Source organism: Paraburkholderia aromaticivorans (assembly GCF_012689525.1).
Lineage (GTDB): Bacteria > Pseudomonadota > Gammaproteobacteria > Burkholderiales > Burkholderiaceae > Paraburkholderia > Paraburkholderia aromaticivorans_A.
In genome coordinates this window covers 1,320,273-1,342,416 of the sequence record NZ_CP051514.1, presented here as the reverse complement: position 1 = coordinate 1,342,416, position 22,144 = coordinate 1,320,273, and the positions used below count along the sequence as shown (strand labels likewise).

The 22,144-nt window shown below is 58.4% G+C and carries 17 protein-coding genes and 4 pseudogenes; 9 read left to right on the top strand and 12 right to left on the bottom strand.

What is annotated here, in order from left to right:
- The first annotated feature begins 159 nt into the window (after positions 1-159).
- Entirely contained in the window at positions 160-537 is a 378-nt protein-coding gene (locus tag HF916_RS06325; protein ID WP_168788192.1) for a hypothetical protein, read from the top strand.
- 768 nt (positions 538-1,305) lie between these two features.
- Here the strand turns inward: HF916_RS06325 and HF916_RS06320 are convergent.
- The 5 genes and pseudogenes from HF916_RS06320 to HF916_RS06300 form a co-directional block, all read right to left on the bottom strand.
- Positions 1,306-1,695, bottom strand: coding sequence for a hypothetical protein (locus HF916_RS06320; protein ID WP_168788191.1), 390 nt, complete (start codon positions 1,693-1,695; stop codon positions 1,306-1,308).
- 557 nt (positions 1,696-2,252) lie between these two features.
- Positions 2,253-3,131, bottom strand: a complete 879-nt coding sequence (locus tag HF916_RS06315) for a hypothetical protein (protein ID WP_240975135.1) — start codon at positions 3,129-3,131, stop codon at positions 2,253-2,255.
- Between the two features lie 415 nt (positions 3,132-3,546).
- Positions 3,547-4,525: pseudogene (locus HF916_RS06310) on the bottom strand (carbohydrate-binding module family 20 domain-containing protein); the annotation flags it as partial.
- Positions 4,526-5,655: 1,130 nt separating this feature from the next.
- Positions 5,656-6,374, bottom strand: a protein-coding gene (locus tag HF916_RS06305; protein ID WP_240975134.1) for an IS6 family transposase whose coding sequence is annotated in 2 segments (ribosomal slippage) — positions 5,656-6,092 and positions 6,092-6,374 — 720 coding nt in all. Because the reading frame shifts where the segments join, the coding sequence is not laid out codon by codon here.
- Between the two features lie 59 nt (positions 6,375-6,433).
- Positions 6,434-6,568 (bottom strand): annotated as a pseudogene (locus HF916_RS06300) (IS6 family transposase); the annotation flags it as partial.
- A 423-nt stretch (positions 6,569-6,991) separates the two neighbouring features.
- Here HF916_RS06300 and HF916_RS06295 point away from each other — a divergent pair.
- From HF916_RS06295 to HF916_RS06280, 4 genes are all read left to right on the top strand, one after another.
- Positions 6,992-8,602, top strand: a complete 1,611-nt coding sequence (locus tag HF916_RS06295) for a S10 family peptidase (protein WP_168788190.1) — start codon at positions 6,992-6,994, stop codon at positions 8,600-8,602.
- Positions 8,603-8,645: 43 nt separating this feature from the next.
- Positions 8,646-10,331: a S53 family peptidase gene (locus tag HF916_RS06290; protein WP_168788189.1), complete on the top strand. Its 1,686-nt coding sequence runs from the start codon at positions 8,646-8,648 to the stop codon at positions 10,329-10,331.
- The gene (locus HF916_RS06285; RefSeq protein ID WP_431311360.1) at positions 10,328-10,933 is read left to right on the top strand and encodes a hypothetical protein; all 606 of its coding nucleotides are present in this window, start codon (positions 10,328-10,330) and stop codon (positions 10,931-10,933) included. Before HF916_RS06290 ends, HF916_RS06285 begins: the two co-directional genes overlap by 4 nt.
- 68 nt (positions 10,934-11,001) lie before the next feature.
- A complete protein-coding gene (locus tag HF916_RS06280) occupies positions 11,002-11,814 on the top strand; it encodes an IS5 family transposase (RefSeq protein ID WP_168788188.1) in 813 nt (270 codons plus the stop codon).
- A gap of 286 nt (positions 11,815-12,100) precedes the next feature.
- On the opposite strand, the gene HF916_RS06275 is transcribed toward HF916_RS06280, so the two are convergent.
- Positions 12,101-12,706, bottom strand: coding sequence for a hypothetical protein (locus tag HF916_RS06275; protein WP_240975133.1), 606 nt, complete (start codon positions 12,704-12,706; stop codon positions 12,101-12,103).
- A gap of 384 nt (positions 12,707-13,090) precedes the next feature.
- Here HF916_RS06275 and HF916_RS06270 point away from each other — a divergent pair.
- Positions 13,091-13,684: pseudogene (locus HF916_RS06270) on the top strand (IS6 family transposase); the annotation flags it as partial.
- A 540-nt stretch (positions 13,685-14,224) separates the two neighbouring features.
- Positions 14,225-14,611, top strand: a complete 387-nt coding sequence (locus HF916_RS06265; protein ID WP_168788187.1) for a reverse transcriptase N-terminal domain-containing protein — start codon at positions 14,225-14,227, stop codon at positions 14,609-14,611.
- A 13-nt stretch (positions 14,612-14,624) separates the two neighbouring features.
- On the opposite strand, the gene HF916_RS06260 is transcribed toward HF916_RS06265, so the two are convergent.
- Positions 14,625-15,728, bottom strand: coding sequence for a zinc ribbon domain-containing protein (locus tag HF916_RS06260; RefSeq protein ID WP_240975132.1), 1,104 nt, complete (start codon positions 15,726-15,728; stop codon positions 14,625-14,627).
- The gene (locus tag HF916_RS50550) at positions 15,725-16,330 is read right to left on the bottom strand and encodes a recombinase family protein (protein WP_240975131.1); all 606 of its coding nucleotides are present in this window, start codon (positions 16,328-16,330) and stop codon (positions 15,725-15,727) included. Before HF916_RS50550 ends, HF916_RS06260 begins: the two co-directional genes overlap by 4 nt.
- A gap of 379 nt (positions 16,331-16,709) precedes the next feature.
- Here HF916_RS50550 and HF916_RS06255 point away from each other — a divergent pair, with 379 nt between their 5' ends.
- Positions 16,710-18,773, top strand: coding sequence for a recombinase family protein (locus HF916_RS06255; protein ID WP_168787656.1), 2,064 nt, complete (start codon positions 16,710-16,712; stop codon positions 18,771-18,773).
- Between the two features lie 5 nt (positions 18,774-18,778).
- Here HF916_RS06255 and HF916_RS06250 read toward each other — a convergent pair whose 3' ends face one another.
- The 3 genes from HF916_RS06250 to HF916_RS06240 all read right to left on the bottom strand — a co-directional run bounded on the left by HF916_RS06250 (position 18,779) and on the right by HF916_RS06240 (position 19,971).
- Complete coding sequence (locus tag HF916_RS06250; RefSeq protein ID WP_240975130.1) at positions 18,779-19,165, bottom strand: recombinase family protein; 387 nt, start codon at positions 19,163-19,165, stop codon at positions 18,779-18,781.
- A gap of 133 nt (positions 19,166-19,298) precedes the next feature.
- Positions 19,299-19,574 (bottom strand): DUF6788 family protein, encoded by a 276-nt coding sequence (locus HF916_RS06245; protein ID WP_240975129.1) that lies wholly within the window; start codon positions 19,572-19,574, stop codon positions 19,299-19,301.
- A gap of 109 nt (positions 19,575-19,683) precedes the next feature.
- The gene (locus tag HF916_RS06240) at positions 19,684-19,971 is read right to left on the bottom strand and encodes a Y4bD/Y4pK family protein (RefSeq protein WP_168788185.1); all 288 of its coding nucleotides are present in this window, start codon (positions 19,969-19,971) and stop codon (positions 19,684-19,686) included.
- Between the two features lie 29 nt (positions 19,972-20,000).
- On the opposite strand from HF916_RS06240, the pseudogene HF916_RS06235 reads away from it, so the two are divergent.
- A pseudogene (locus tag HF916_RS06235) lies at positions 20,001-20,351 on the top strand (reverse transcriptase domain-containing protein); the annotation flags it as partial.
- Here HF916_RS06235 and HF916_RS06230 read toward each other — a convergent pair.
- Complete coding sequence (locus tag HF916_RS06230; RefSeq protein WP_168788184.1) at positions 20,262-22,028, bottom strand: recombinase family protein; 1,767 nt, start codon at positions 22,026-22,028, stop codon at positions 20,262-20,264. The pseudogene HF916_RS06235 and the gene HF916_RS06230 overlap by 90 nt on opposite strands.
- Positions 22,029-22,144 lie beyond the last annotated feature (116 nt).

Sequence of the window (22,144 nt, the reverse complement as noted above, 5' to 3'; positions counted from 1 at the left end):
CAATTTCCCCGAGAACAATCAGGAGTGGCGTGTGTGCCTCGCCTATAATTCCTGCGTCATTCAACAACTTTCATCAATTCCACATCTGTGTCGTCCAGACAAAGCAAATCGCGCAGCGGACGCCCTTTCAGGCCGCTAACCAAGACACTTTTACTGCCGATGGACCGGACGACGGCTCGCGATCAATCTCTCGCAAATCATCTCACGCTGGTCGCGTGTCGCAGTGGCCATGGCAGCGGACATCTCATCAACGAATTGATGCGCGTGGTGTATGTCAGCTGGTTTTTGCAGCGCGCCGGTTACGGGTCGTGTCCGGTCGAGCAATTCAAGATCGCCGAGTGCGCGGTCGAAGCGACATTGATGCACGCTCACGAATCTGGGCAGTGGACGCTGCCAGCCGACACGGTCGCCGATTTTGAGGCATTGCTGGCACTTTACGATCTACAGCTTGCCAATGCCCCACTGCATGCAGTTCTCGATGCAGAGCAAAGGCTCGCTGCCTTCCTGAGGGGAACGTCGAGTTCTCCCATTCCGTAACATCCAATTTTGGCAACCACGGTTGACGACAAACAAGAACAAACCCAACGATCGATCCGTAGTATGGATGCTTGACTGGCGGCGCGCATAGCGGAAAGCGATCAAAAAACCTACCAGGCGGTCGCTGATGTGTCCCGGTCCCGCGCCGAACTTTGTGGTCGTCAACGTTCAGCCAGAACAGCACGTTCCCCGGATGGACTACCGGCCTTGCAGCGTCGGACAAACGGGACCCAGTTCGATCAGAATATTCCGGATGATGCCGTCGCGGTTCCATTCAAGCCACTTTGCATAACAGGGCTGACTCGGGCGAAACGTGGACTGAAGTCGATGCTATTTTTAGCGAATAGCGATGATCCAGAGAATTGCGTCCGGCACCGGGCGCGGATGCCTGCGAGGTTGCGCAGAACCAGGCGTTGAGCAGACTCGAACAGAAGACAGACTTTCTGCTATCCCTCTTCGAGCAGGGGACTCGCAACATGGAACATTCATGGGTAGAGCAGACACATTAATTGTCCTGCCCTGAACCGATGCCAACGCAAAATCCAGCGATTTTATAAAGATACCTAATTATTTTCCTATTTGTCGGGCGGGGCCTGGTGTCGCGGACGCCAATTTACGAGGCCAGGCGGGCAGCGACCCGCACGAGACAGGCATCAGATTTCGCACGTTTGGCCTGATGAAGACTGATCCATGCAAGGCATGGCGCGAGGCTCTGGCCACTCGCCACACAGTCTCATTTTGATGGCAACGGAAGCGAGAGTCGCGTGGCTAGACCAGTCTACCGGCTAGAGCCGCAACAATGCGCTTCATCTGTTTGTCCGAAACGTCAGATGCTCGAGCCACGTTATCGCGCCACAGGTCAGACTCGCGGATGGCAAGCTGGGCCTTGACTGGCTTACGGGCGGACGCCATGGCCAGCAGGCGTAGCATTACCTCAAAGTGGGGCGCACCTTCTTGATTCGCTGTCGCAGCCCTTAGTGCACTCAATTCTGCCTCGAGCTTCGCAAGTTGCTTTCGCAGCGCCGAAACCTGGCGCGCGTGCGGTTCGCGCAGGCTCTCTGCCTTCTCTGTGTAGTCGCTATTTTCCGCTACGGTGACTTTTATCGATTCGACGAGCTTACGCTGCCGGTAAGCTGCTTGCCGCTGCGCGCCGGTCAACGCATTTTCTTTCCTTGGCCGTCCCCGGCCGCGCTTGCCCTGCTGGACTTCGGCCGTTGGGGGATGATTATTTTCTCTCTGCCCAGTTGAACGATTGCCCAGAGCAGCAACCGCTCGACTTCCTAGCGGTAATTCTCAAACGTGGTCTTTCTTTCGCCAACCAGCGCGAGTCATGCGCGTAATGCGGCGATGCGTCACGAGCAGCAACCGGAAGATGGGCCAGATGACGTCATCCATAAATAGATGACAATGCATCCGGTCCTGCGCCCGTCTCAAAGATGGTCGCCCACGCGGGCGCGCTACGCAGAGCCGACTGAATCGGCCGAGTTACGCCACACAATTCCGCTGTCGTGATAGGAAGGATCTTAATGGCCATGTTTTTGCGGGTGTTGCGCAACGCAGAGTACGCAGCGCCTTCTCTACAATACTAAAGATCGACGGTGACCACCGCACCGTCGTGACATTCAGCCATGTTGCTGGTGCGTCGTTCGTTAGATTCTTCTTCACCACCAGGCGCCTGCGTCACCAGGCTTCATCATCGTCAGGCCGGAGCAGCCCTATTTATAGTATTGGGCACGCTTCGCGGCCGCTGCGGCCAACGCTTCGCGATAGGCTGCCCTCTTCGCTTTTGTTTCTTCCGTCGGTGGCTTCCGGTCTTGACGTGAGAGATGGTACGTCTTTGATTCGACAAAAAGACGCAGACTGCCGCTCGATGCGGGTCCGAGATTGCGCTGAACCGGTGGCTTGCTCGGGTCGACCCAGAGAATCTGCTGCATCATGTCAGTACTCGGGTCGATCCAACTGATATACCCGCCAGGCAAGATCTCGCGCGGTTTTTTGACCGCGCCCGTGAAGCTGTAGCGCGCATCGGCGGTGACCTGCGGGTCGTAGAAGTGCGGGGTGATGAAATCGGACACCGATATCCCGTCGATCGTATAGGTATAGGGATCGGCTTCGCACGGGTCACAGGCCTCGATCAGGTATTCGAAGCGGCCTGTGCCGTCCTGGATCCGGCCGTCCACGATCCCGATCGAGGTCGAGGTTTGGAGCCGGTTGCCGTTCGGGTCGACCAGCATTTCTATGATTTCATGGCTTGCGTCGACGGCCCATTCTTCACTGTTCGGGGTGGCGATCACTTTTGCGTAGGGCTGGTTATGACGCGTCATATGGAAGCCGCCCTCGCCTGGCGGCAGGGACTTGACGAGCTGAACCGGCCATACGCCCTGCGGGATTTTTCTGGGGTCGGTGAGATACGAGACCGTCGCGTTCACCGACCAGAATTGCGGCAAGTCCCTCGTCACCTGGACATTGATGGCCGCGGCCACCGCCGCCATCGTTTGTGAATCCACCTCGCCCGTCGTATCGACGAGTCCAACTTTTGTTGCCAACATAAGTGCCTCCTGTTTATCAACGTTACGACAAGCACGCGGCACCACGGCGGGATGCTCCCGTTGTGCGGCACCAACGAGTTGGATATCTGCAGCATGATGGATTTGGGGACTGTCTACGATGTACCGCAGGCGAATACGCTCTGCGACGCCTGTCTCGCAGCGAGTCAGTCACGGATGGATTGCTTCATGTGGGTTGCCGCATGGCCAGTGCAGCGGGGTGCCGCACTCCTTTAGACAAGACGGCGCGGGCTGTGGATTTTGAATAGGAGAGGTCGCGCCGTCTGAGGTGGCTGTCGAAGGCCGTTCCCGTTTCGAAACCCGGGCGCGCAAGTGCGGAAAATCCTTCTTTGCGCATTGTATTCGTTGCGTCGGAGAAGAGGCTCGCCGCCGGGAAAGGAGGGCTATGAAGCTTCCGGCGTCCGCAACCAGATACGAGACTCGCGCCCGAGCGCAGCGTTTGCCCGCCCACTGTATCATTCAACGCAGTGCTGCCCGAAGGCAGCACATTCTGCGTGCGATTGCCGTTGCCCGGCAAGTTCTCCCACGTCACGCTGCCGACCGCATTCTTGCGGTAGTACTTGTATTGGACACTGCCGCTCGCCGGTAGATTGACCGTGTTGTTCCACACCAGATAGTTGGCGGAGTCCACTGGCAAGCCAAGATCGGTGTTCCAGTTGCCGAGGGCGTCGGTGCTACCTATCACATACATGTACTGCCCGGGCTGCGTCTTTGCGTTGACGCTGATCGTGACGCCGACCTGCCCGGCGGCAGGTTTTATCACGCAGTTGCTATAACGCGCGCACACGATGGACGGAATATCGACCACCTTGCCCGCCTGGGTCGACGCCAGCAGACTGATGTACTCGCCCATCGCCCAGTTTAGCGGCGCCATCGATTTGGTCGGCGTACCGAAAGTGAAGGGTGGCGGAGTCACGACTTGCCAGCTGTCGGGCAACGTGGTGGTCGGAGTCCAGATCTGCTCGGGGATGAAGCCCTCCGGCGTCGCGTAAGTCTTGATGGCAGCGAGGTAAGGGGCGCCGCTGTTGCCCGGCCGCTCTTCGCAATGCTGTACATGCCCCGCTCGGCGGTAAAGATCGGCCATGCGCGGCCAACACCGGTGCCGTCGAAGTTGCTCCCGTCATTGTGTTCGCCGTGGCCGTCGTAGTTGTAGCGGAACCAGGCCTAATTGCCGTTCTTGATAGTCGTCGCGAGGATGGTGTCGTAGGCGGCTATCGTATCGGCGACTGTGGGTCGTCGGCCCTTTTCACGCCCATGCGCACCAGTTCAAGCAACCCGCCGTCGACTACCGCCCGCTCGTCCTGGGTCCCGCCGCCGTTTTTCACCGGAAAGCTCTGTCCCGAATCCGGATAGCTGCTCGGATCGTACACTTGCGGACCGCTTCCCGATTGGCTCATGTTCGCCGGATTGATGCAGACATAGGAGGCCGATGCGACGCCGTCTCCGCATTGCGCCTATTAGGCTTAAGCGGGATGGTACGCTGATCGCAAACCCTTGATGTTTTGCGAATCGGAGGATGGATAGGGCCACACATCCACAGCCCGTTGGGGATGCGCCGAGCCCTTGATGTGACCGTTCTCGCTTGAGTGCGGTCTTCTGGCAGGGCGAAAAGCTGGAATTCGAAGTAACAGGTCGTCCAACGACCGCAATGGCCGAATCGTGCGCGGAGCTCGTCCGTCAGGTTCCGGAGTAATGCAGCCATTCCAACGGCCGGTTTCCCCGCTCGCTGAACGGCAGGTTGTGGCCGATAGCACCAGTTCGATGAACGTGCTACAGAGCGCACGGTGGAGTCTTCAACGGCAGCTTTCCGGCGGGTTGGGTGAACGCGTATTGCCGGCCAACAGGCGACATTCGATCGATGCTCAGGAATTGGTAACAAGTGCGCGGTTGGCGTATCGGGCTGAAGATAATCTAACGACTTGTATACATGGTGCCCAGCATAACCTGTCCGAAAATGATCAGCACAAGCACCATGGAGGCCAGGATTACTGCCAAAAATCCGAGGATGAACCCCCCAGATGGAGCCGGCCAATTGAGCGGGGCCGAGGCGAACCACGACTAATACGCTGATAGTCGCTCCGCCGACGGCATATAGATAGAGCAGCCAGTCGTCTGCGTGCTGAAACCGCAACGCACACAGTGCTAGAAGACATGCGAGAGCTGTCGATGCGCCGCTCGTCACGGCCCATTGGCTCCTCTGCGAAACGAAAACACCAATCGCAAACGCCTGAGGCAGCCAATAAATTAGAAAATTCTGCAAAAAAAATAGTTCGCTGCGATGTGCCATCCATATCGATATCGCCGCGCTCACCAGTAAAGAAGTGGCCGGACATGCGGCATGCCTCATGCGCAAATAAAAATATTGTTCAGATGGCAGGTTTGTCATTGTTCGTATCGTCACCAAGCGATTGCACCTATCATTTGTCGACGTCCACCAGTCAGTTTTCGTCCACCGGTTCACTGCCTGACGCGCCGCTGCCGTTGAACCGAACCAAGTGGTTTCGGTGAAAATAGCCGGTGGGGACGATCTTATGTCTATAGATAGGATATCTTATTGAGAAGAGAGGACGGCATTCCAGACATCGGGAGCAGCCGTATCTTTGAGTCGCAAGCTGGCAAGACCAAATTGTCCTTTGCGAATGCGATGCATCAACTCTATCCCTGAAATCGTGCTCGCAGCGTTCCCGAAACGTTTGCAGCCGAGCATGACGTTCGTTCTGGACTTGACGTTACGATGATCTTGTTCGATCACATTGTTCAAATACTTCGAGGATCGTATCGCGGTATCACCTGGCAGCAGGCCGTCGACTTTCATTTCGCGCACCGCGCGGTGCGAGGCTGCATAACCATCGAGCGTGATGGTCTTCGCAGGTCGGCCCTGATGTTTGATGGCCTTGCTGAAAAAGGCTTTGGCCGCCTTCACGTCGCGCTTCGCGCGCAGCATGAAGTCCACCGTCTGACCAGCCCGGTCAACCGCCCTGTAGAGGGCGCCCACTCGCCGCGAATCTTCAGGTAGGTCTCGTCGACGCGCCACGACTGTCCCGTAGACGTGCCAAAACGATTCCAGCGCTTGACGAACTCTGGCGCATAGCGCGGCACCCAGCGCAGGATCGTCGTGTGTGCGGGCGACAATCCGCGTTCAGCCATCATCTCGACAAGATCCCGCAGACTGAGTTTGTAGCGCAGGTACCAGCGGACACTCAGAATGATGATCTCGCGATCAAAGTGTCGCCCATCGAACAACTCGTCAAGACTCTTCAGCTTACTCATCGGCGACCATCAGTTCGTTCAGTCCTACACCTTAACTGATTTCACATCGCCATTCGCACCAGAGCCGGCAGAAGCTTGATGGCCCACCGGTGCACGGTCGAATGATCGACTGTGATCCCGCGTTCGGCCATCATTTCCTCGAGATTGCGCAAGTTCCGCGGGTAGGCAACGTACCAACGCACGCACACCAACATTATCTCCAGCGGATAGTGCAACCGCTTCAGCACTTTAGCTACCGTCGGACTCAACGTTTCATTGTCGTTCACATCATTTTGTAAGGTATCGCAGCATACCAGCCTCCGCTATTGCAACAGAACCGACGAAAATCCCCTTGGAATCGACGCGCGCTTTCCTATACTTTGGGACATTCCCACAATAGAAAAACCTTCAATAAATTGAATCCAGATCGCCCCGACTTGTACGTCAAAGGCAACGTCGCAACGGCGAGTCACGGATCATCGCGATCAGGGGGAGAACCCGTCGCATTGCTCAATGCACGTCGTGTCACTGATGACGCAGGAGAGGGTTTCGACGCGAATTCGTCGATAACCCGGTATGTGTTCGGACGTCCGTTTTTCGCTCCAGGCCGAAAACGGGCGTGAATACGGAGAGCTGCGATGAGCACAGGTGCGAAGAATGAAGTCCCTCCCGATGAACCCCTTGCCGACACCACCCCTTACGGGTACGGTCCGGACGATTCGATCAGCGATGCCACTGAAAACGCCGCGACCACGCACCACACACTGAATTTCAATGGAAAGTCGATTGCGTACACGGCGCGGGCCGGTCACCTTGTGACGACCGATACCTACAGCTCGCGATCAGGCGCGAAACTGTTCTACGTGTCGTTCACGGCCGACGATGCGACGCCATCGACGCGACCGGTAACCTTTTTCTATAACGGCGGCCCAGGCTCGTCGTCAGTTTTTCTGCTGTTGGGTTCTTTCGGACCGAGGCGGATCAAAACGAGCATGCCGGACTTCACGCCGCCAGCGCCTTACACGCTGGAAGACAACCCGGACAGCCTGCTCGATCACACTGACCTGGTGTTCATCGATCCCGTTGGCACGGGCTACTCGACCGCGATCGAGCCACACACCAACAAGGATTTCTGGGGCGTCGATGAAGACGCAGGCTGTATCAAGCAGTTCATCAAGCGTTATCTGACTGTCTTCAACCGGTGGAATTCTCCGAAGTACCTGTTTGGGGAATCGTATGGAACACCGCGTACCTGCGTGCTCACATGGATGCTGCACGAAGACGGCGTAGATCTGAACGGAATCGTCCTGCAATCGTCGATTCTCGATTATTCGCAGGCGAGCAACCCGATTGGCGTCCTGCCGACGTTTGCAGCCGATGCCTTGTTCCACAAAAAGGTAACCGTGTCGCCCGCTCCGGCGGATCTGCCCGGCTTCATGGAGCAGGTAGGGGCATTCGCGACGGGGCCTTATGTTAATGCGTTGAATGACTTCCCCAATGTCGCGCCTGACGTCCTCCAGCAGATGAGTGACATGCTTGGCATTCCACCAATGGTTCTGAAGTACTGGCAGCTCAATCCGTCAATGGGAAATGGCTCGGCGTTCCTGACGAGTCTGCTGCTGGACGAAGGATTGGCCGTCGGCGCTTATGACGGACGCGTGACGGGCGAAGACACGGGCATTGCCGAGTTCATCGCGCCCGACTCCGGCGGTAACGATCCCACGATGGCGGCCGTGAGTGGCGTCTATACGGCGATGTGGAACGTGTACCTCAACGACGAACTGCAATACACATCGATTTCGCCGTTCATGGACCTGAATGACCAGGCTTTCGAAAACTGGGACTTCAGCCACGTCGATCCAACGGGCGCGGAACGGGGCGGTGCCGGAAGTCTCTATACCGCCGGCGATCTGGCCGCTGCGATGGCCGTCAATCCTTACCTGAGGGTGTTTTCGGCGAATGGCTATTACGATGCGGTGACGCCATTCTTCCAGACCCTGATCAATTTCCAGAACATGCCGCTCGATAGCGCACAGATCCAGAGCAATCTGACCTTCAACAAATATCCCTCAGGCCATATGGTCTATCTCGACAATGCATCACGAACGGCCATGAAGGCCGATCTCTCGTCGTTCTATGGGAATGCGCAGGCGCATGTAGAGGCGATCAAGGCAAAAATCAAGCCTGAGCAGAAGGCCATAACGGGCGCAGCAAAATATCGCAAACGTTCGAGCCGCACGCCGTACTGAACCTTTCACAGAACAGTCAGCAGCATCGCAGGGTGAGGCAATCATGAACGTATCGCATCGTAAGCTGCCCGGCAGCCTGAGACGCGCCATGCCGGGTGCAAAAGTACTGGGGCAGGCCAATCTGCACGGTGTCATCGAAGTGACACTGAAGCTCCGACGCAAGCAGGCGCTGCCGGAACTGGAAGCGCGCCCAACGAACCCGCTGACCCGGGACGAACTCGCGGCTCGCTACGGTGCGTCCCAGGACGACATCGACAAGGTGACGCGGGTCATGTCGGGCTTCGGCATCAAGACGGTCAGTTCAAGCGCTGGCGCGCGCGCGGTCCGATTGTCGGGACCGGTCAGCGCGATGGAGTCCGCATTCAACGTCAAGCTTTTTAATTACTCGCACGCGAGCGGGAATTATCGCGGGCGCGTCGGCTATCTGTTCGTCCCCGACGAACTGAAGGATGTGGTGCAGGGCGTGTTCGGACTCGACAATCGACGCACCCTGAGGCGTCGTCGTCAGCCGGTTCGCGACACGGGCGAGCGGCAGGCGCTTTCGTCGTCGACGCCGAAGTGGTATCTGCCTCAGCAGTTTGGCGCGCACTATCACTTTCCATCTGGCGACGGCTCGGGCCAGACGGTCGGCATACTCGAATTTGGCGGTGGGTATTTCCCGAACGATCTGACCAAATTCTGCGCCAAGGCCGAAGTGACTGCACCGCAGGTCACGGCAATCAGCACGGACGGGACATCGACCGAGAGCAAGGACGGCGCCGAAGGCGAAGTAATGCTCGACATCGAAGTCGTGGCGGGTTTGTGTCCGCGCGCCAGCATCGTGGTCTATTTCGCCGCGTGGACAGAGCAGGGGATGATTGGCGCGCTGGACGCCGCGATGCAGGACAAGACCAACAATCCCGGCGTGCTGTCGATCAGTTGGGGCGCGCCCGAGGGCACTGATATCTGGTCCGATCAGGCGATGTCGCAGATCAACGAAACGCTGAAAGAGGCGGCATACCTCGGCATTACGGTATGCGTCGCCGCGGGCGACGATGGTTCGAGCGATGGACTCGCCGATGGCCACGCGCACGCCGATTTTCCGTCCTCGAGTCCCTACGTCCTCTCTGTGGGCGGAACGACGATCGTCGATATTGAGGGCACGAAGGCGGACGTCGTATGGATGGAGGGAGACGGCTTGCGGGCCGACTCCGGTGGAAGCACGGGTGGCGCGGTCAGCGACGTATTTCAGCGCCCTGACTGGCAAAGCACTATCACGATCCAGTCAGTCAATCCGGGCGCGATCACTGGCCGGTGCATACCCGACGTCGCTGCCAACGCGGACTGGGTTGCCTCGCCTTATCTGCTCGTCGTGGATAACCACGCCGAGCCCAATGGCGGAACCAGCGCGGCGAGCCCGCTGTGGGCGGCGTTGATCGCATTGATGAACGGCCAGCTCGGCAGCGGGCAGCGCGTCGGTTATCTGACGCCCATGCTGTATCAGGCGTCGGGTTCTGCGGCGGGACAAACGGTCGGTGCGGTTGGCTGTACCGACGTGACCTCGGGCAACAACAATACGGCGGCTGTAGGCGGTTATAGCGCCGGCCCCAGATACGATGCGGTATCGGGTTGGGGCACGCCTGATGGGCAGGCCCTGCTCGATGCGATCATGGCAACCCTGTCGCCGTCGACAGGTGCACCATCGCCTGTAGCGTCCGTGTCCTCTGCATCGCCTGTGGCGACTTCATGACTGTCATCATCAACCGTCAGGAGGAAAACATGGCAAGTGCGCAAAAAATCATGGTGGTTCGCCACGGCGAAAAGCCTCAAGGTGCGATACCGCCATACGGCGTCACGGTCGACGGTGAGCAGGACGTCAATTCGTTGCTCGTTGCGGGCTGGACCCGCGCCGGCGCGCTTGCCGTGCTGTTCGCGCCGAGCCGCGGCGCACTGCAAAGCCCGGAGCTAGCACAGCCACAAACCGTCTTTGCAGCATCGGACGATGCGGGCAAGTCGAGCAAACGGCCAGAAGAGACAGTGAGCGTCGTCGCGCAGAAGTTGAAGCTTCAGGTCGACACGACCTATTCGGTCGGTCAGGAGCCACAACTCGCGGCGGCCGCAATGTCATGCAGCGGCGTGGTGCTGATAGGTTGGGAGCACAAGCATATTCCGCTGATCGCCAACGCCATACTCGGCAATACAAGCGCACCGCAAACGTGGCCCGTTGACCGGTTCGACGTGGTATGGGTGTTCGATCTGAACGCGACCAGCGACGCCTATCGATTCAGCCAGGTGTGCGAACTGCTGCTTCCCGGTGACAGTCCCGAACCGATTCCGGTGATTTCCGGCTGAGGGGCACGCGATGAACGCTGCATTAGAGCGTGTTAGGCACTTTGTGTGAGACCTGGTATCCTGGCGGGATGAGAAGAGCAGACCGCAAAGGGTATCCGACCGATGTATCCGGCGAAGAATGGAGCTTCGCGGCTCCCTATTTGACGCTGATGGACGTCACGGCGCCGCAGCGCAAATACGAACTGCGCGACATGTTCGATGCGTTGCGCTGGATGGCTCAGGCCGGCGCGCCCTGGAGGATGCTGCCCCATGATTTCCCACCTTGGGAGCTGGTGTATCAGCAAACTCAACGCTGGTTACAGGCAGGCTGCTTTGAGCACATGGTCTGCGACTTGCGCTCGGTGATACGCGTGGCGCAGGGTCGGCAAGGACAACCCGGCGCCGTGATTCTGGACGGTCGCACGCTACAGTCAACCTGCGAGAGTGGTCCACGCGCGGGCTATGACGGTTATAAGCGCAAACGCGGTAGCAAAGTCCACATTGCGGTGGACACCCTGGGGCAGTTGCTGGCGGTGCACGTAACACCGGCCAATGAACAGGAGCGCGCGCAAGTAGCAGAGCTTGCACGTCAGGTTCAGCAGGTAACGGGACACACCGTCAAGATAGCATTTGCGGATCAGGGATACACGGGCAAGGACCCAGCGCAGGCCGCACTCGACGAAGGCATTGAACTGCAGGTGATCAAGCTGGAGGAAGCGAAAAAGGGCTTTGTACTGCTACCCCGGCGGTGGGTGGTCGAGCGCAGCTTCGGCTGGCTCAACTGTTTCCGTCGTCTCGCACGTGATTATGAGCGGCTACCCGAAACCCTTGCCGGGCTTCATTTCGTGGTCTTCGCAATGCTCATGCTCGTTCACGCGGTGCCAGTACTTCAGAGTTCCTAACACGCTCTAACCGTGGCCTGGGGTACGGCACCGAGGACCCGCGCTCGTGCCACGTCAGATTGTTGCTGCTGAAAACTCAGGTCAATTCGTCTCTTTTCCCTGAGACCGGAAATCCGCGACCGCAAGTGTGAGACCGCCTGGTAAGCAATCCATCACAGCCCGAAGAACGCCGATAGCGGAATGGTTGCAATCACCGATGCCCGCTCGAAATAATGTCTTCAGCAGCCCCATGGATGGATCTGCAGCACGCAACTTGGACCGAGGGACCGTAACGCCAAAGAGCACCTCACTTGCGTGGCCAGAGATAGCAGTACTTCTGGCTAGCTTCGAGGTTCGGTCCGACAGTCCCGCCCGGTTGTATGATCTTGAGCCATCCATTTGGATCCGATGCAGTCGGCGCGTCCCCGCAGTTATTGTGAACCCAATGAATGCCGCCGCTGAACGGTATGCCGCAGAGTTCGAGTTTGTCGCCGACCGCGATTGCGTTCAGTGGTGCGGGTACACCTTTCGTGTTGCGCTGGTAGCCGGAAGCGAAGACGTTATCAATCGCGACGTCGTACGTGTTCCCGTCTTCACCCTTCAGCGACAACTGCGTGTGCGATAGCTCTACACCCTTCCGGAACATGCCGTCCTTGAAGCTCGGAGCGGAAACAACCTGGCCGACGAGCATTTTCCCGCCAGCTGCAGAACAGTTCTGCGCGTCGTCCGCGAATGACGGCGCTGACATGAGACTGAGCAGAACTGAAAGGCCGACGATGACCTGTGTTCGGCCTTGGCTGCGCGGATATGCACACATGTATATAAATGGCATTGCCGTCCTCCAGTTGTAACGATGCTCACGCATCGCGTTTGCGCGCTTTGCCACTCTCATCAGCGCATTTGATGCGCGCATGCCGACAAGTCTACGGCATCTCGAATACGCAGGACATGCTCACGATGAGGAAAGCGATATCCAGATGCGGACTGGGATTCGACCGCGTGTGGTCGCTCAGCCGCTCTTCTTTACAAGAAGCAGGGGTCACGCTCGAGGGGCCCTTTTCTAGCCTCAGCCCGACGCGGAGACAAAAAGTTCGAAATAGCCCTGTGACAGGTGTACCGGTGACTGATAGAACAAATGGTCAACGGACCACCTTGGGCGGGAGAGTCAATGTCAGCAGCGCGGCCGACGGTCAGGGGCAGACAAGGGATATCGACCATCAACTTCAATTGAACGGTTTTGTCGCATTAGCGATGCTGCAGTAAAGTTCGGGTTGCCAAAACTTTGCTTGGGCCCACGATGAAGAAGACTGCAACACCACGAACGGCCCTTGCTGCTGGCGTTGCCAAGGTGCTGCAGCGGTTGCACTATCCGCTGGACGTGATGTCGTTGTGCGTGCGGTGGTATGTGGCCTATTCGCTAAGTCTTCGGAATCTTGCGGAGATGATGGCTGAGCGCGGCATTGGCGTGGATCATTCAACAGTGCATCGTTGGGTCATCAAGTTGGTGCCGTTGTTCGAGAAGATGTTTCGCAAGCACAAGCGCCCGGTGGGCAGGAGTTGGCGCATGGATGAAACCTATATCAAGGTCAAGGGCTCGTGGAAATATCTCTATCGCGCCGTGGACAAGGCTGGCAACACCATCGACTTTCTATTCAGAGCCAAGCGCGACAAGGCTGCTGCCTGGCGGTTTTTTGAGAAGGCAATCGGTCAGAACGGCTCGCCCGAGACGGTGACCATCGACAAGAGCGGTTCCAATCTGGCCGCGCTTCATACGGTGAATGCCGAGCGCGAGACGCCCATCAAGATTCGCCAAGTCAAGTATTTGAACAACGTGGTCGAAGTGCGACACGAGGTCGCTTACAGAAGTTGTTCTCCCTTCTCGCCGTATCGAAGGAGAGAACCACCGGTGTCACCCGGTGAATCTAGGGGCCTGAATCAAGAGCGGCTCTGACAACGTAACGAAGCGCCGCAAGGCGCGGGGTATCAATCGCGAGAGGCGTACCCTTCTGGCAGCCATACGCCGGATGAGTGCCAGATAGTCGGTATGGTGAAAACATTTGAATCTGCAGTAGGGTCGTTACGTTGAACGAGCGGAAATGGCTATTGCGCTCGAACCAAACGGTACTGGAGGTGGGAACAGCGTCTTTCGATTACGCGTTCGTGACCCGCATACCTCCCGGCCCAGAGCAGGCACCTAACCCGACGTACTTCCATAAGCGGAACGTGGAAACCCCGTATCGCTCCCTTCGGGACAGCAGGCTGCGAGGTCTGCCCATGGCGGTGCGGGCACAGGATCGGGGAAAAAGCGAATGCCCGGCTGTAATGGACGGGATACGGGTTGCAACATCACCCGACGCGACAGCGGGCAGACTTCCTCGTGGTCTCTCCTCACCAGAGAGTTTGCAGAACCATCCAAACGGAAGGAAAGCAAATGAGCGCAGCAACACGGGCGCGTGCACCTTCGGGCGTGGCGTGGAACGGCATCAATTGGGCCGATGTTCAACGTCAGGTAAGGAGGCTGCAATCGCGTATGGTGAAGGCGGTACAGGCCGGCCGCCATAACAGGGTGAAAGCACTGCAATGGCTGCTGACCCATTCGTTCAGCGGCCGTGCATTAGCCGTGAAGCGGGTGACTGAAAACAAAGGCAGGAACACCCCCGGTGTGGACAAGGTAACGTGGAAAACACCGGCGGCAAAGGCCAACGCGATTGCGTCGTTGAAGAGGCGGGATTATTCGCCCCTTCCACTTCGGAGAGTTTTTATTCTGAAGAAAAACGGCAAGACGAGGCCGCTCGGCATACCGACGGTGGTTTCATAATGCACTCTCACAGTTAAGTGTTGGAATGTTGCGGCTTCAGATGCGCTGAAGTACGCACCCAGTCTCGAAGTTCTTGTTCCTTGGTGCTGTCCAGCGCAATCCACCACCCCCTCCGATCATCAAGCTTACGTGCTTCGACGATACGGCGCTCGATCCAGTAATAGACGACGTGCATGCTGACCCGCAAGCGCCCGGCGAGTTGCTGCACGGTGAGTTCGTCAGGGCGTATCAGGCAAGTCGCTGGAATGGCGTACTTGTAGCGGATCCATTTGATCATGGCGAGCGTAAAAGGCTTGCCATGGGGGCTGCGCAGCCCTTCCTGATTGAGGTGTGCGACGATTTGCAGATCGGACAGCTGCTGAGACAGTCTGCGGACCTGCTCGACGATTTCCGCCGGACAACGTATCGCTTCGGGAGCCGGCCTGGGCAGATTGACAGTGATGTCGGTGCAGGCACCGCCTTGCCAGCGCACATGCAGAACGAGCTGCCGTTGGTCGAGCAATTTCTCCACCGTGATGTCCTTGATGAGGAGTCGCAGCATACGTTTGCGCTCCTTCGCCGGGGTGGTCGGAGCTCGCCACAGGCGTGGCAGATCGCGCGCCAATGCGAGGACCTGGGCCTTCTGCTCCGCCGTGACGACGCGCGCCTTCTGGCTCTGGAATTGGGTGGCTTCCGTCCTGATCGATTCGAGACGAAGCAACGCGTCGTTCCAGCGTCGTTCGAGGGTGCCTGCGACCAACCGGTTGGCGGGGTCGCACTCCTGGTAGCGCCGTTCGGCGAGGGCAGTCTCGTATTCGGCGCGCTCGATGCGCATGTGCCACTGACGCATGATGGCGAGGTCGCGTTGCTCAAGCTCCTGCAGGGCCGTGACGGCGAGTTCGAGTTCGGCCGGGCGCAGCGCCGTGAGCACCGCTTCGCCGATCACGTTGTCGAGCAGGTCGCTGCGCACATACACGCAATCCCTGGTCGCCAAACCTTGGTGGCGCTGCTTGCTGCACAGATAGATCGGGCGGATGCCGCCGTGACCCTGGTAGCGTACCGTGATTGCCCGGCCACAGCGTGCGCACACCAGCAGTCCCTGCAGCAACGCGAGCCCTTCGCGCGCCGGGCCACTCAACAGGTACCTTCACCGTTCGTCCGGTTGCGCGCCAGGCGGGCCTGATTCTGCTCAAACTCCTCCGGGGTAATGTACCCTTCGTGGTGCCCGGGCAGATGGACGCGCCAGTCGGTCTTCGGAACCGGCTGCACGCGCTTGAGCACCTCTCCCTGTGGTGTGATGCGCTGGCGGTACTGATAGCGCCCAAAGACGTAGACGCCTGCATACGACGGATTCATGATCAATCCGAGCACACGTCCGTGACTCAGTCGTCCCCAGATGAGTTTGCCCGCCCAGGCTCCTCCGTAGGCGCGCTTCGGAAAGCGTAGCCCGTCTTCGGCAAACCGCTTGACGACAGCGTACGCACTACCGGTTTCGCGGAACAGACGGAATACCAGTTGCACGGCGCCGCGCACTTCGTCATCAGGATCCAGGACGATGCGGTCTTCACCGTCATAGCACAGGCCGACTGGTAGCGGAAAGCGCAACTCTCCCTTCTGCGCCTTGTTGAGCTTGCCGCCCTGGAGGCGCCCGCGCAGAAAATGGAGTTCGGCCTGAGCCATCGTGCCTTTGAGACCGAGAAGCAGGCCGTCGTTGAAGTCGCCCGGGTCGTACGAGGACACATCTTGGTACCCCTGTTCGGCTGCCAACAGGGCGGCTGGAACAGGTAACTGTCACTGATCCCGCCCATCCGCTGTATGGCCGCACCTTTGCTGTCGTGGCATCGGCGGCCACGGTCGGCGCATATGGTCAAGTCACCGTCGCTTATCGGGACGACGTCCTGTTAAAAATTCCGGTGGTGGCGACTTCTCTCCGTCCGACGTCTGAGCGTCTACCATCGAGCAAACTATCGGCCGATAGCGTCCGGGAACTGGTTCGTGTGGCCAGAGAGCTGGAGTCACCAGAAAATCATGGATCAGTCTTCTATTTAAATAAGGAGTGCTTGATAATAGATGGGAATTGCGATTTACAGAATACGGTTGCTGCCTCGAGGGACAAGCCATGACATCGGAACTTGTAACGGCCCGACATCTGTGCCGTAAGGCAATAATCTATATCAGGCAATCCACTCCGAACCAGGTAGTAACCAATCAGGAAAGCCTGCGATTGCAGTATGCGCTGCGCCAGCGGGCAAGCGATCTGGGCTGGGATGATGCGAATATCGAGGTGGTCGACATGGATCTTGGCCTAAGTGGCTCGACGCTTTCGCATCGTGAGGGCTTCAAGGATGTGATTGCCCGCGTGACCCTGGGCGAGGTCGGCATCATCCTCTCGTACGAAGTAACCCGGCTTGCACGTAATTGCACGGACTGGTATCCCTTGCTGGATCTGTGTGGGTTTCGCCAATGTCTTATCGGCGATCGCGATGGCGTATATGATCCGGGTTCTGCGAACGGACGCCTTTTGCTGGGTTTGAAGGGCACGATTTCCGAGGTCGAGTTGCACACCCTGCGTGGCCGCCTGACGGCCGGACTGCTGAACAAGGCAAAGCGCGGTGAACTGGCGTTGCTGCTACCCGCAGGACTCGAGCGCGACACCAACGGCATGGTGCATAAAGATCCGAACCAGGAGGTGCAGGATCGGGTATCGCTGATCTTTACGACGTTTCTGGGTCTTGGGTCGGTGGGCAAAGTAATGCGCCGCTTCCGCGATCACGCGCTGACCTTGCCGCGGCGCGACCGGTTTGGCGACATCATCTGGCGTTCACCAACGGCCAATATGCTCACGGCGATTCTGAAGAATCCTGCCTACGCGGGTGCGTTCGTCTATGGTCGAACCCGGTCGTGCCATTCGACTTATGCCAACGGCAAGCTCATCACAGAACGCTGTCCTATGTCAGAATGGAAAATCGTCGTGAAAGACCGTTATCCTGTCTACCTCGACTGGGAACGTTTCGAACAGGTCCAGGCCATGTTGCGCGATAACCATGCGGAATATCAGCGAAACCAGACGCGCGGGATACCCCGCGACGGTGCAGCCGTGCTCCAGGGCATCGTCTGGTGCGGGCAATGCGGTCACAAGATGGCGGTGCAGTACAAGAATGCGAACAGGTACGTCTGTAACTATCTGCTGCGTAGTCAGGGTGGCCAACTATGCCAGCACCTCCCTGCTGACCTTATTGATGCGCGGGTCGTGGAGGCCTTCCTCGCGGCAGTTGGACCCGCGGAGCTCGAAACGTGGGCGGGTGCAAACCATGCAAGACAGCAGACCCGTGATGCCGCCAACCGGGCAGAGGTGCAGCAGGTCGAACGGCTACGCTATCAGGCGCTCCTGGCCGAGCGCCAATACAATCGCGTCGATCCGGATAACCGTCTGATTGCTGCCGAGCTTGAACGGCGGTGGGAAACGGCGCTGCGCGAACTGCGACAGGCGGAGGATGCGCTTGCCCGTCATCAGGTTGAGGCATGCAAACCGGAGGCGCTCAGTGCTGAAGAGCAAAATGACTTTCTTGCGCTCGGTACCCAGCTACCGGAAATCTGGCAGCGACCGCAAGTCAATCGCGAGAGCAAGAAGGCCCTGCTGCGTTCCCTGATTGATAAAGTGATCCTGCACCGGGTAACGCGTGATCGGATCGCAATCCGTGTTGTCTGGCGAGGTGGTGAGATCTCCCAACTGGAGGTCGAGCCGCGTGTGCATGCCGCGCGGGCACTCACCAGGGGCGCCGAGATGGAAGCCCGCGTGCTTGAACTTGCCCGGCAGGGCATCGACGATGCCACAATAGCCGGAATACTGTCCCAGGAGGGGTATCACTCGGCCCGATGCAGCCATGTCCCGGCACGGACCGTACAGCTCATCCGGCAGCGTCATCGTGTATTGCACGACGCCAGATCAATGCGTGCGCGGCACATCTCTGGATGGTTGACCGTTGCCGATGTCGCGCAATCCCTGCAGGTTTCGACCTCGTGGATCAAGCGACGCATCCGCGACGGCGTCATCTGTGTCCAGCGCGATTCGCATGACAAACGTTTCCTGTTTCCCAATACCCCGGAGAGCATATCCGCTCTCCATGAGCTCAAATCGGGCGTGCGAAACCATCTCGTTATCGCCCCGCGAGCAAACACATGAGGGCATCAACATGACCGATCGTAGCAACCATCGGAATCGATCACGAGGGTATGAGTGAGCGCACACAGTTCGAGCAGGCGATGCCAGTCCAGGTTCGAGCGTGCCAGGCGTGACACCTCCAGGGCAAGTACTGCACCCACTTGCCCCATCGAGACATCCGCCACCAGCGTCTTGAAGTCCTCGCGGCCCGTCATCTGCGCGCCCGAGTGACCGAGGTCCCGGTCCAGCGTACGGATCGCCGTTTCGGTCCAGCCCAATGCAAGCGCCTTGTCCTTCAACGCGTACTGGCGCTCGGTGCTCTCCTGATGGTGCAGCACCTGGGCTTGCGTCGACTGGCGGATATAAATGTACGCCGGCTTGCCCAGATGTTGCGGGGTGATCTTGGGGTTCATCGACGGCCTCCTCACTCGGTTCCAGCGCGGACCCGGCGGTGAGCCAGGCCTCGAGCATGTTGGCGATGAGTACGCCGGCCAGGTGCGGATCGATGCAGTCGGTGAGCGATGGCGTCTGGCTCACCGACGTCCCTTAGATCGCCTCGCGGCGGCGCAGTAGTTCGCGGTTGATCTCGCAGATCTCCTCGATGATCTCGCGAACCCGGTGATAGTTCGCCAGGCGCTCGGTGACGTCGGCGTAATCGTCTTGCGGCACGTAGTCCATTTGTGGCCGGCGGCCGGGAAAACTCACCGACAGGTAATACTTGGGGCCATGACCGGGGCCGTCGGCACATTTGCAGCCAGGTTTGCCGCAGCGCTTGTAGCGCTCGATGAGCGAGCCCCTGAGCAGCGTGTCCAGAGCCGGCATTTGCCGCAGCAACTGGGCACGACGCCTGCGCAAAGTCGACGATGGTGTGTCTTGCATGATCAGACCACGTATCTAACTGGTCTGATACTAGGTCAAGAATATCCATTGATCAAGCTCCTTTGGTGGATGACTTCTTCGAGGCCGAAACGGCAAGCTGGTCGATCAGGTCGATCAGCTCTAGCAGCATGTCCAGATCGAAGCGGCACGCGGTGACGCCAGCACCGTCGTGAACAGAGGGCATGCCCCAGTCGGTCCATTCGCGGGCAATGCTGAAGCTGCCGCGTTCTGCATGACCCAGAAGCAGCGTATCAACCCCGCCGACGCGCCGGGTCTTCAGTACTGGAAAACGTTGACCTTTTAACGGATGGAATGGATGGCAGATCTCAGCCCATCCCAAATACTCGTTGAGCGCTGGTGCAGTTCGCGCTAACCGTCCCCGTGATGAAATGCCGCGCCATGCAGGCGTTACATCTGCTGGCGTTGGAACCCGTTGCGGAAACCACCGCCGATCTGAATTCTTATGGGTTCAGACCGGAACGCTCTACTGCTGACGCTGGAGGACAATGCTTCATTTCTCTGGCAAAAAAGGCGAGTGCGGAATGGGTGCTGGAGGCCGACATCCAAGGCTGTTTCGACAAAATTTCCCACGACTGGATGATCGCCAATATCCCCACGGACAAGGTGATTCTAAAGAAGTGGCTCAAAGCGGGATACGTGTATCAAAACGAACTCTTCCCCACTGACGCCGGCACCCCGCAAGGGGGAATTATTACGCCGCCTACAATGTTGCATACTTTTCACTCCATCGTCTGAATCATTCGAATTCTCGCCTGCGAGAAGACCTCCGGGCTGCGGATCGATCCGGAATACGACGAGGATTTCATCCTTGTGGATTTCGACACGCTTGACCAGAGCCAGTACGATCTTGCGCTTCGTTTCGAGATCGATCGTAGCGAGTTTGTCCGTAACGGCACTTGCAAATTCCTCCAGCCGGTTGATGACCAGAAACAGTTCACTTTGAGCCACCCCGTGCTGCCGGGATTCCTGGATCTGCTGATCGACCTGCTCTAGCCGGTTCTTCAACTGCTGTATCTTCGGCTCGAAGTCCGTCCTGTCGATGATACCGTCGGCATAGCTGTCGATGAGCCGCGACTTGCCTTTCTCCAACTGAAACCTTTGCTTTTCCAGGCTGGCTGTGTCGAAGCCACTCTTTTCATTGCGTTCCATCGTCTCCAGTCGTCGTTCGTATTCTTTCTTCAGCCGACCTGGATGCCTCAACAGATCCGCGACCTGCTGCCATACGAGGTCATCGAGCCGATCCGTTCGCACTTGCAGGTTGTCGCAGATGCGTTGACCACCGAAGCGATAGGCATCGGTTCCGACACAGCGGTAATAAGCATAATCTCGCTGATGCCCCTTGGCCGCCGCCTTGCTGATTTTCTTGCCGTAGTACGCGTAACGGCATTGCCCACAAACAGTCAGCCCCTGAAGCAGGTAGAGCGGCGCGTTCTGGCGGCGTTGGCGCGCCAGCTTGCGATTCTCGGCAAGCTGCTCCTGGACTGAATGGAACATCACTTCGCTGACAATCGCCGGCACCGGGATTTCGATCCACTGCTGCGGGTCTGTGCTTGTTGTCGAGTATGTCCTCCTGGGCACTTCGGCGCTGTGGCGTTGGGTACGCACGCGGACATGCGGCAGGCGATCACGAGACTGGGTTTTACCGAATGCCGCTCGCCCCATGTAAGCGGGATTACGCAATATTCCCCATACCACACTACGGTCCCAGTACAGCTTGCCGGATGCCGTCACCGTGCCCGCCTCGGCAAGACGACGAACCACTTCGCCTATGCTCAGCCGGTCCATCCCGATCCACTGGAAGATAGTCTTTACCGTCGCCGCCTGCGGCAGTTCAATCACGTACTGGGCCGGTGTCCCATCGAGCTGCTTGCGGATATAACGGTAACCATAGGGAGCCGTTGATAGCACATTCACGCTTCCACGCTTTGCGCCATGAAGCTTACCGCGTCGATTACGCTCGGTGATCTTTGCCCGTTCGTACTCCGAAATCATGCCCTGCATCTGCAACAGCAGCGACTCTTCCGGTGTCGTGCCAATCTCATGATTGAGAAACACCACCTGCACGCCACACGCAGAGAACTCCTCCATCAGCAATGCCTGGTGTGCATACTTGCGCGCCAGCCGGTCGGGAGACAGGATGTACAGCCGATCAACCAGCCCGAGTGCAGCACGATCCCTGAGTCGCTCTAGCTGCGGTCTGATCAGCGTCGCGCCGCTTATCCCGGCGTCTATGAAGCACATGTCGTCGACAAGCTGCGCATCGTCAGCCGCAATGCGCTCCCTCAGCGCGGCAATCTGGCTTTCAATGGTGCCGCGTTTGGTCTGTTGTTCGGAGGACACCCGCGCGTAGAGCGCGACCATTGCAGCGTTGCTCATCGCTTACCTCGCTTGATAGCCGCTCGCCGTGTCTCCACGGGCCGAACAGCGGATGGCTGTGCCGTAGCGCGTGAATCTATCGGACTGAGCTGCTCGTACGCCTTCTGCAGCTGTTC